Raw genomic sequence first — 9682 nt, forward strand, 5'->3', positions numbered from 1 at the left:
GCTGATCCGCAGGCATCCGGTGGTCGTGCTCGCGGGCGAGACCGGCTCCGGCAAGACGACGCAATTGCCCAAGCTCTGCCTCGCCGCGGGTCGCGGCAGCGCGGGGCTCATCGGCTGCACGCAGCCGCGCCGCATCGCGGCCCGCAGCGTCGCTCGCCGGGTCGCCGCCGAACTCGGCACCGACGTCGGGCGCCTGGTCGGATTCCAGGTGCGCTTCGCCGACCAGGTGTCGGACGAGACGCTGATCAAGTTCATGACCGACGGCATCCTGCTCGCGGAGACGCAGGGCGATCCGTGGCTCGGTGCGTACGACACCATCATCCTCGACGAGGCACACGAGCGCAGTCTCAACATCGACTTCCTGCTCGGCTATCTCCAGCGGCTGCTCGCGAAGCGCCGCGATCTCAAGCTCGTCGTGACCTCGGCGACGATCGACACCGCGCGCTTCGCGCGGCATTTCGGCGACGCGCCGGTGATCGAGGTCGAAGGGCGCACCTATCCGGTGGAGGTGCGCTGGCGTCCCGGCGGCCGTCGCGCGGAGGAGCGTCCGATCGAGGCGGACGCGGAGCCGCGCAAGCGTCGGCGCGAAGCCGACGCCAGCGCGGATGCGGACCCGCTGAGCCTCGGCGAACAGCTCGTCGCCGTCGCCGACGAGATCACGCGCGAGGACCCGCGGGGCGACGTGCTCGTGTTCCTGCCCGGCGAGCGCGAGATCCGCGATGCGCACCTCGCGCTGTCGCGCCGCGCGTATCGGGAAACCGAGGTGCTCGCGCTGTACGCGCGCCTCTCCGCGGCCGAGCAGGACCGCGTGTTCAAGCCGGGGCCGCAGCGGCGCATCGTGCTCGCGACGAACGTCGCCGAGACCTCGCTCACCGTGCCGCGCATCCGCTACGTGATCGACACCGGCACCGCGCGCGTGAAGCGCTACAGCCCGCGCAACCAGCTCGAGCGCCTGCACGTGGAGCCGATCTCGCAGGCGGCGGCCGACCAGCGCAAGGGCCGCTGCGGTCGCCTCGGGCCGGGCGTGTGCTACCGTCTCTACGACGAACAGGACTACCTGCAGCGCGCGCGCTACACCGATCCGGAGATCCTGCGCTCGTCGCTCGCGGGCGTGATCCTGCGCATGCTCGCGCTCGACCTCGGCGACTCGGCGGCCTTCCCGTTCGTCGACGCGCCGTCGGAGCGCGCGATCGGCGACGGTTACCGCCGCCTCGCCGAACTCGGCGCGATCGAGGGTTTGCCGGGGCGATCGACCGTCATCGCGCACGGCGAGCAGCCCGCCACGCCTGGCCGCGCCGCTCGACGAGGCGCTGCAGACAGCGGGCCCTCGTGGCGACTGACTCGGATCGGACATGCACTGGCCAAGTTGCCGATCGACGTCGCGCTCGGACGCATGCTCGTCGAAGCCCAGGCGCGCGGCGTGCTGCCCGAGCTGCTCGTGCTCGCCTCGTTCCTCAGCGTGCAGGACCCGCGCCAGCGCCCGGCCGATGCGCGGCAGCAGGCCGATGCCGCGCACGCGGCGTTCGCCGATCCGAAATCCGATTTCATCGCCGTGCTCAAGCTCTGGACCGCGTATGCCGCCGCGCACGAAGAGTTGACGCAGTCGAAGCTGCGCGACTGGTGCGAAGCGCGCTTCCTCTCGTTCCTGCGCATGCGCGAATGGCGCGAACTGCATCGGCAATTGCTGCTTCAGGCGCCGGCGATCGGCGATGTCGAATCGGGAGCCGCGAAAGACCGCGAGCCGGCGGACCGCGATCGGCGAGCGGGAGGCCCTGCTTCCGCGCCTGCCGACTCCGCGGTCGCGATCCCCGATCGCACCTACGAGGCGATCCATCGCTGCCTGCTCTCGGGCTGGCCGACCCAGGTCGGTCGCAAGGACGAGCGCGGCCAGTATCGCGGCACGCGCGAGCGCAGGTTCTCGATCTTCCCGGGGTCGTCGGTCGCGAAGTCGGCGCCGCAATGGCTGCTCGCCGGGCAGATCCTCGACCTGCAGAAGGTCTACGCGATGTCCTGCGCGAAAGTCGAGCCGGCCTGGATCGAGCAGCAGGCGGCGCATCTCGTGCGCAGCAGCTGGCGCGACGCGCACTGGTCGCGCAAGCGCGGCGCGGTCGTCGCGTTCGAGCAGGTGACGCTGTTCGGCCTCGTGCTCGCCGACCAGCGTCCGGTGACGTTCGGCCGGCAGGATCCCGCGCTCGCGCACGCGATCTTCCTGCGCGAGGCGCTCGCACGCTGCGAGATCGACGCCCGCGCCGACTTCGTGCGCGCGAATGCGCGCGTGCTCGCGGAGGCGCGCGAGATCGAGGCGAAGCGTCGCCGCTCGGGCCTGTTGCGCGGCGAGGACGAACTCGCGGGCTTCTTCGAGGGAAAGCTTCCGGCGGACGTCAATACGGCCGCCGCGCTCGATGCATGGTACCGACGCGCCACGCCGGCCGAGCAGGCGGCGATGCACTGGTCGCTCGGCGACGTGCTCGGCGAGTCGGCCGGCGTCGGCGCGCGCGAATTCCCGCCGCGCCTCGACGTGGCCGGCCACGGGTTGAAGCTCACGTACCGCTTCGTACCCGGCGATCCAGCCGACGGCGTCACGCTGCACGTGCCCCTCGCGCTCGTCAACGCAGTGCCGGCGGCGCGCTGCGAATGGCTCGTGCCCGGCCTGCTCGGCGAGAAGGTCGCCGAAGCGATCCGCGCCCTGCCGAAGGCATTGCGCCGCAATTTCGTGCCCGCGCCCGACTTCGCGCGCGCGTTCGTCGAGGCGGAGGCGGCGCGCGACGAGCCTCTGTACCGCGTGCTCGCGCGCTACCTGCAGCGCGTGACCGGCGTCGCAATCGAGGCGACCGAGTTCGCCGGCGTCGAGCTGCCCGCGCACCTCGCGATGAACTTCCGCATCGAGGACGAGCAGGGGCGTACCCTCGTCGAGAGCCGCGACCTCTCCGCGATCCAGGCGCAGTGGACCGGCGCCGCGCGCGTCGCGTTCTCGCGCCGCGCCGACGTCGAACTCACGCGCGAGGACGTCGCCGGATTCGACGTCGACGACATTCCGGACAGCGTCGTCTCGAGCGGCGGGTTGACCGCGTTTCCGGCGCTCGTCGACCTCGGCGAGACCGTCGCGCTGCGCGTGTTCGAACGCCGCGACGAGGCACTCGCGCAGCACCGCCTCGGCATCGAACGGCTGCTGCGACGCGCACTCGCCGAGCGCATCCGCCAGGCCGAGCGCCAACTCCCGCTCAAGAACGAGCTCCTGTTGAGAAGTGCGGCCATGGATGGCCGCTTTTCGCCGATCACGGACGATCGCAAGGACAAATCCCGAAGTGCGGCGATGGATGGCCGCTTTCCACCGATCACGGACGATCGCAAGGGCAAACCCGCGAGAACGGGCGTCGCCGATGGCCTGCGCGCCGACATCGTCGAAGGCGCACTGCGCGAGCAGCTCGCCGACGCCGACCTCGGCGCGCGAACGCGCGCCGCGTTCGACGCGACGCGCGAGGCGATCGCGCGCGGCCTGTTCGCGGCCGCGATGGAACGCCTCGCGCTGGCCGAGGCGATCCTGTCCGCGCACGCGGAACTGCGACCGTTGTTGCAGCCGCCGTTGCTCGGCTTTGCGCGCGCGAACTACGACGACCTCGAGGACCAGCTCGGCGAGCTGCTCGCGCCGGGCTTCCTGCGCGGTACCGCATCGACGCGCCTCGCGCAGTTCCCGCGTTACATCAAGGCGATGCGCCTGCGTGCGGAGCGATTGCGCCAGGATCCGGCGCGCGACCAGGCGCGCATGCTCGCGGTGCAGCTCTACTGGCGCGACTACCTCAAGCTGCGCGCCACGCACGCCGGCGACGACGCCCGACTCGAAGAGCTGCGCTGGCTGGTGGAGGAGCTGCGCGTGTCGACGTTCGCGCAGGAGCTGCGCACGGCGGAGCCCGTGTCGCCGAAACGGCTCGCGAAACTCGTGGAATCGTTGCGCGCAGGCTGAGCGCTTGAAGGTCGTACCGGATCCCGGATCGGCGTACATCGCTGTACGGTCCGGGATGGATTCATCCCCGCATCACTTGACGCGCTTGACGCGCACGCTGCAACCGCAGCCATCCACGTACATGAGCCAGCTGCCGAGCAGCATCGGCTTGATCTTGACCTTCGGGCTGCTGAACTTGCCCGTGTCGCGCGATCCCGATTCGGCCTGCGCCCACTGCTGGCCATTCTCGAGCGTGAACACCGTGTGGCCACGCCAGCCTTCGAAGGTGCCGACGATGCTCGACTCGACGTTCTCGCGCGCGCCTTCGTCCGGATAGAAGACCGGCGCGCCGCTCGGCGACACGTACTTGACGCCGCCGCCATGCGCCTGGAGCCACGCATTGAGCTGGGCGAGTTCCTGCGGCGAGAGCTTGTCGAGGCCTGCGGCTTGGAACTCCGCCTGCGACATGCGCTCCTCGAGCGTGGGCGCCTGGGTCTGCGCGCCAGCCACCGAGGCAGCAAGGGTTAAGGTGAGTGCGAGGCTCGGAATCAGGCGCATAGTTTCGTCGGCAGGTGGGCAGTCTGTGACCGCAACCGCAAAAATCCTTGACTTACGGGAACTTAACAGGTGCACTTGAGCGCGCATCGGGATACAATGCGGCAGGCCCAAGTGTAGCATGAGCCGCCCGGGGTTTTGTCCGGCGACTCGGGTTGGGTGCGGTCGGACGAAGCCGTTCATGGTTCGTATAAGCGACGCAGAGGCAAGCGGATTGCGCGACAAGAACCAAGAACCCGTTTCAGGTGAGAGTAATCGAGAGATGTCAGTGACGAAGATCGCCTTCAATGCCCTCGGGGCGGCCGTGGCCGCCGCGATCCTGTCCACGACTGCGCTGGCGCAGTCCCTGCATATCAACGACGGTCCCGCCGCCGGCATCCTGACTCCGCCAGGTTTCACGTACTCCTCGAGCGGCGCGACGAGCGTGCTCGATGTGACGACGGAGGGCTTCGTGATCTGCGCGAACGCCGGCCAGTTCTCGCAGACGCCGGTGTCGTTGCGCGCGCATCACGATCACTGGGCCATGCCGACCGCGAACGACGTCCCCAAGATCGGCTATACCGGCAACGAGCTGTTCGTGAACAAGGGCGTCGCGACCTTCACGCCGGAAAACACGCTCGCCTGCCAGGTGCGCGGTCCCGAAGGCGAGGTCTCGACGCCGTTCAGCGGATCCGGCGACGAGTTGTTCCGCGACAGTTGGGAGTCGTTTTCCGCAGTGCAGTTCTCGAATCTCGTGAACTGGCAGGCGACCTCCGGATTCACGTGGGATTCGCCGGACTGGACGGTCGTGCCGAACGATTCGTGCTCGTGGGACCTCGATCCGAACTCGCCGCAGGTCGTCGAAAGTTCCGTGTGCGCGGCGGCGACCGGCGTTCGCCCGATCGCGGTGAGCTCGCAGAACGATCCCCGCTACGGCGATCGCGCACCGACGATGTGGACGACCACGACGGCAAACAACTTCGTCTATCTCGCGCGCGTCGATGCCCGCTTCGGCCCGCAGGATGGTCCGCCGAACAGCCACTTCCCGCCCGATCCGCCGCAGCAGCCGAACCAGGCCCAGGCGAGCTCGGTCGATGTCGTGATCCGCGACGCCTACGACTCCAACTACCTCGGCCCGAACGGCACCTACTGCCTGTTGCGCAAGTTGCCGGCGACGCTCACCGAAAACGTTTGCGCGAGCAGCGACGTGTATTTCTCGCAGACGCTCCTCGGCGGCACGAATCCCGGGTTCGTCGATGAACACATTCCGCTCCTGGTCGGATTCAATCCGGCCGCGTCGCTGTACATCGCGGTCGTGCGCCAGAAGCTGCCGAACGGAACCTCCGCGGGCAGCTGCCAGCCATACAGCGCGATCGCGACGATGATCGAGCCGGGCGTTTCGCGCAGCGAGAACGGAGACGAGTTCATCGGCGACAACGTCGTATTCGGATTCCGCAACGCCGACAGCTTCGAATGGATGGGCTGCATTCCCTGATCCGCGGCATTCCCGCACCCCTGCATCGGCGCCTGCGGGCGCCGATGTCTTTTTCGAGGGCCGTGGCACGCGGGGCGTGGCGTCGAGACCGTGAATACGTCCGTTGAAGCCGCAACGTCGCTGGCGACGTGGGCGGCGCAGCTCGAACGCAGTGGCAGCGACGGCGTTGCCGCGCGGGCGTGCCGGCTCGCCGCGTCGCGCACGCCGCCGACGCCTGCATGGCTCGCCGTACAGCCGGAGCTGCTCGCGACGATCGCGCTGCTCGGCGAACTCGGTGTCGGCGAGGAGGCGCAGGCGGCGTGCCTGCTGCATGCGCTGATGCTCGCCGATCCCGCGGTCGACGCGGCCGCGCTCGCCGGCTTTCCCGACGGCACGCGCGCGCTCGTCGAAGGGCAGCAGGCAGCGGAACGCGTCTGGGCGCTGTACGCGGCGCACGGCACGGTCGGCGGCAGCGAGGGCCTGCGTCGCCTGCTGCTCGCGATCATCCGCGACCTGCGCGTCGTGTTCATCCTGCTCGCGCGCCAGCTCGTGCGCATGCGCGCGGCGACGCGTGCACCCGAGGCCGAGCAGCGCGCGCTCGCGCGTCTGAGCGCCGACATCCATGCGCCGCTCGCCAATCGCCTCGGCATCTGGCAGATCAAATGGGAACTCGAGGATCTCGCGTTCCGCTTCCTGCAGCCTGACGTCTACCGGCGCATCGCCGGCCTGCTCGACGAACGCCGCGGCGATCGCGAGGCCTGGATCGGCGATGCGAAAGCCCGGCTCGGAGAGGCGCTGCGCGCCGCGGGCATCGAGGCGGACATCGCCGGGCGGCCGAAACACATCTACTCGATCTGGCGCAAGATGCAGCGCAAGGGCGTCGAGTTCTCGGAACTCTACGACGTGCGCGCGCTGCGCCTGCTGGTCGAGGACGTCGCCGCGTGCTACGCCGCGCTCGGCGTCGTGCACACGCTGTGGCCGTACATTCCGGGCGAGTTCGACGACTACATCGCGAACCCGAAGGGCAACCACTACCAGTCGCTGCACACGGCCGTGATCGGCCCGGGCGGCCAGACGCTCGAGGTGCAGATCCGCTCGCACGACATGCACCGTCACGCCGAACTCGGCGTCGCCGCGCACTGGCGCTACAAGGAGGGCGGCGGCGCCGACGCGAGCTTCGAGCGCAAGATCGCCTGGATGCGCCAGCTGCTCGAGGCGCGCGACGCGTCCGACGACGACGCGGCGTTGCTGGCGGGCTTCCGCACCGAAGTGGTCGAGGATCGCGTCTACCTCCTCACGCCGAAGGGACAGGTGATCGACCTGCCGCGGGGCGCGACCGTGCTCGACTTCGCCTATTCGATCCACACCGACGTCGGCCATCGCTGCCGCGGCGCGAAGGTCAACGGGCGCATCGTGCCGCTGTCGTTCCAGCCCGCGAGCGGCGACCGCATCGAAATCCTCACGGGCAAGGCGATCGAACCCAAGCGCGACTGGCTCGCGCAGCAGCACGGCTACCTCACCACGCATCGCGCGCGCGAGAAGGTGCGCACCTGGTTCAAGCGCGTCGATCTCGCGCAGAACCTCGCGGCGGGGCGCGCGCTGCTCGAGCGCGAACTCAAGCGTCTCGCGCTGCAGCCGGCGAGCCTCGACGGCCTGCCCGAGCGGTTCCACCTGAAGACCCACGACGATCTGCTCGAGGCGCTCGCGCTCGGCGACGTCAGCACCGGTCAGCTCGCGCGCGCGCTGCACGAACTCGGCGCGCCTCCGCCGGAACGCGCGCCGGCGCCGCATCCCGCGCAGCGCCCTGCCGCCGACAGCGGCGCGATCGTGATCGAAGGGATCGGCAACCTCCTCAACCAGCTCGCACGCTGCTGCCAACCGCTGCCGGGCGACGCGATCGCGGGCTACATCACGCGCGGCCGCGGCGTGTCGGTGCATCGCGCCGACTGCGCCCAGCTTGGCAAGCTGCGCGAACGCGATGCGAGCCGCGTCATCGCGGTCGAATGGGGGCGCCGGCGAGAGGCGAGCTACGAGGTCGACATCGTCGTCAAGGGCTACGACCGCAAATGGCTGCACAAGGACGTCACCAACGTGATCGCGGCCGCGAACGCGCACGTGATCGCGGTCGACGCGCGCGTCGACGAGCGCCGCGGCACGGTCGAGATGAACTATGCGCTCAAGGTCGGCGGATTCGACCAGCTCAGCAGCCTGCTCAGCCAGTTGCTCGCGGTGCCCAACGTGATCGAGGCGCGGCGCATCGCATGAGCAGCGTGGTACGGCGAGCACGACGCGGCCCCGCCCTGGCGCGCGGGGCACCGCCGCTTGTGGCGGCAGGGGTGCGTGATATGCTCGGGCGCCCGCCTGATGCGCGTTTGCGAGCCCCGCCAGCGTGGCCGGGCGCCGCAGCGGAAGTGACGCGATCGTGATCGAGATCTCCGGATACCGCATCCTGCGCCAGCTCGGCCGCGGCGGCATGGCCACGGTCTACCTGGCGATGCAGGAATCGGTCGAGCGCGATGTCGCGCTCAAGGTGATGTCGCCCGCGCTGCTCGTCGATCCGAACTTCGGGGAACGCTTCCTGCGCGAGGCGCGCATCGCGGCCAAGCTGCACCATCGCCACGTGGTCGGCATCCACGACGTCGGCCACGCGGGCGACTGCCACTACATCGCGATGGAGTACCTCGCCGGCGGCGCCGTGCTCGCGAAGGACGGCAGCACGCGCGATGTCGCGTTCGCGCTGCGCGTCGCGCGCGAGATCGCCTCCGCGCTTAACTACGCGCACGAGAAGGGCTTCGTCCATCGCGACGTCAAGCCGGACAACATCCTGCTGCGCGACGACGGCTCCGCGGTGCTGACCGACTTCGGCATCGCGCGCGCATTCGACTCCAGCCTGCGCATGACCAAGACCGGCGCGATCGTCGGCACGCCGCACTACATGAGCCCGGAACAGGCGCGCGGGCGCACGATCGACGGCCGCGCCGACCTCTACAGCCTCGGGATCGTGCTGTACGAGATGCTCGTCGGGCGCGTGCCGTACCACGCCGACGATTCGCTCGCGGTCGGCATCAAGCACATCACCGAACCGGTACCGCAACTGCCGCGCGCGCTCGAGTCGCTGCAGCCGCTGCTCGACCGCCTGCTCGCGAAGGAACCCGAGGACCGCTACCAGCACGGCAACGAGGTCGCCGCGGCGATCGCGGAGTTCGAGCGGCGCGTGCCGGCGGCCACATCGTTCCACGCCGAACGGCCGGCTGCGGGCGACGACGGTGCGCTGCCGTCGATGCGTCCGTACACCCATACGCCGGTGCCGATGCCGGCGATGGCCGCCGATGCGCACGAGCGTGGCGAACGCATCGAGCGCAGCGAACGCCACGAGCGCAGTGAGCGCAGCGACCGCCATGAGCGCAACGAGCCCGCGATCGGACGCATCGACCAGATCGTCGCCGCGCTGGAGGCCGACCCGATGCGCGCCGACCGCGATGCGCCGGCCGCGCGCGCGGCACGCCTGCCGCGTCGTCGGCGCGGCGCGGGTGCGATCGTCGCGCTCGTACTGCTCGTGAGCGGGGCATTCGCCGCATGGCACTGGCAGGATGCGCTGCGCCGCCTGCTGCCGCGCACGGAATTCAACGACACGCTCACGCGCGCGCAGCGCGCGCTCGATGCCGGTCGCCTCACCGGCAACCAGGGCGATAGCGCGCGCGAACTGTTCCTCGCCGCGCGCGCCCAGGACCCCG

General features: G+C 70.0%; 5 protein-coding genes. 4 read left to right on the forward strand and 1 reads right to left on the reverse strand.

Annotated elements, in window-relative coordinates:
- The first annotated feature begins 1 nt into the window (after position 1).
- Positions 2-3961, forward strand: coding sequence for an ATP-dependent RNA helicase HrpA (gene hrpA, locus VI238_RS12285; protein WP_331651752.1), 3960 nt, complete (start codon positions 2-4; stop codon positions 3959-3961).
- Positions 3962-4033: 72 nt separating this feature from the next.
- Here hrpA and VI238_RS12290 read toward each other — a convergent pair whose 3' ends face one another.
- On the reverse strand, positions 4034-4498 hold the full coding sequence (locus tag VI238_RS12290; RefSeq protein WP_331651754.1) for a hypothetical protein: 465 nt from the start codon (positions 4496-4498) through the stop codon (positions 4034-4036).
- Between the two features lie 265 nt (positions 4499-4763).
- Here VI238_RS12290 and VI238_RS12295 point away from each other — a divergent pair, with 265 nt between their 5' ends.
- From VI238_RS12295 to VI238_RS12305, 3 genes are all read left to right on the forward strand, one after another.
- On the forward strand, positions 4764-5969 hold the full coding sequence (locus VI238_RS12295) for a hypothetical protein (protein ID WP_331651756.1): 1206 nt from the start codon (positions 4764-4766) through the stop codon (positions 5967-5969).
- Between the two features lie 90 nt (positions 5970-6059).
- Complete coding sequence (locus VI238_RS12300) at positions 6060-8213, forward strand: bifunctional (p)ppGpp synthetase/guanosine-3',5'-bis(diphosphate) 3'-pyrophosphohydrolase (RefSeq protein ID WP_331651758.1); 2154 nt, start codon at positions 6060-6062, stop codon at positions 8211-8213.
- 157 nt (positions 8214-8370) lie between these two features.
- On the forward strand, positions 8371-9682 hold a 1312-nt coding region (locus tag VI238_RS12305), incomplete at its 3' end, for a serine/threonine-protein kinase (RefSeq protein WP_331651760.1).

Source organism: Dokdonella sp. (assembly GCF_036518555.1).
Lineage (GTDB): Bacteria > Pseudomonadota > Gammaproteobacteria > Xanthomonadales > Rhodanobacteraceae > Dokdonella_A.

Coding starts and splice junctions, on each gene's coding strand:
- VI238_RS12290 (WP_331651754.1), bottom strand. CDS start 4,498: ATGCGCCTGATTCCGAGCCTCGCACTCACCTTAACCCTTGCTGCCTCG.